1 protein-coding gene is annotated in these 1,191 nt (G+C 62.0%); it reads right to left on the bottom strand.

The features are described 5' to 3' along the window. Nucleotides 1–160: 160 nt before the first annotated feature. Nucleotides 161–1,123, bottom strand: a complete 963-nt coding sequence (locus WS62_RS11590; protein WP_066570964.1) for an IS5 family transposase — start codon at nt 1,121–1,123, stop codon at nt 161–163. Nucleotides 1,124–1,191 lie beyond the last annotated feature (68 nt).

Below are 1,191 nucleotides of genomic sequence, written 5' to 3' on the forward strand. Positions count from 1 at the left end.
GGATGCTCTGCACAAACGCGAATCGAGTGTGCTTGGTCGTTTGACAGGAAGCTGAATGCGCCACGACGCCAACCTATCAGCCCGGAACGAAGCTGGCCGGCACGCGCCGAGCAGCCTTCGCGTGCTGCGTGCGGGGTATCGGCGTGAGCCAGAAACGCGCTCATGCCGCAGCAGCCAGCAGCTTGCCGCGCGCCATCCACAAGTTGGACAGCGCGAACAAGGTCATGAGTTGCGCGGTGTTCTTTCTCAGCCCCCGATACCGAACCTTGGTGTAGCCGAACTGCCGCTTGATTACCCGGAACGGATGCTCGACCTTGGCCCGGATGCCCGCCTTGATTCGCTCGACCTGATCGATGAGCGCGTCAAGCGGCTTGCTTTTGTCCAGGACGCGACGTTTGCCTGGCTTCATCGCCACGTGCCAGTTCACACCGGCCCGGACGTCCGGACGCTTGTGCACACCCTGATAGCCCGCATCGCCAAACGCCTCGGTTTCGTCGCCATGCAGCAGGCTGTTGGCTTCGAGCACGTCGCTGACGTTGCCCGACGTGCCCCGCACCGTGTGCACCAAGCCGCTTTCGGCATCGACACCAATATGCGCTTTCATGCCGAAATACCACTGGTTGCCTTTCTTGCTCTGATGCATCTCCGGGTCGCGTTCGCCCGACGCGTTCTTGGTCGAACTCGGCGCGCTGATCAGCGTCGCGTCCACCACCGTGCCTGCGCGCAGCATCAATCCCTTGTCGCGCAGAATATCGTTGACCAACGCGAGGATCTGCGCGGCCAACTTGTGCTTCTCCAGCAGATGACGGAATCGCAGGATGGTGCTCTCGTCGGGCAGCCGCACCGTCCAGTTGTCCAGACCGGCGAACTCCCGGTACAGCGGCACGTCGTGCAGCGCTTCTTCCATCGCCGGGTCCGACAGGCCGAACCATTGCTGCAGGAAGTGGATGCGAAGCATCGCCTCGACCGCGAACGGCGGACGACCGCGCTTGCCTTCCGGCGCGTACGGCGCGATCAGCATCACCAAGTCGGCCCACGGCACCACTCGGTTCATCTCGTCCAGCAATTCCCGCTTGCGCGTGCGCTTCGTCGACAAGTTCAGTCCAAGGTCAGTTTGTTTCATGGGCTACATGCTCGCTGCCTCGACGATTCATGGCAAGCACTCGCGAAGGCTAGTTGTGCAGAATTTCC

The sequence above is a fragment of the Burkholderia sp. ABCPW 14 genome (assembly GCF_001523835.1).
Lineage (GTDB): Bacteria > Pseudomonadota > Gammaproteobacteria > Burkholderiales > Burkholderiaceae > Burkholderia > Burkholderia mayonis.

Bases quoted from the DNA above. Each gene is read 5' to 3' on its own strand.
- WS62_RS11590 (WP_066570964.1), bottom strand. From the start codon at position 1,123: ATGAAACAAACTGACCTTGGACTGAACTTGTCGACGAAGCGCACGCGC.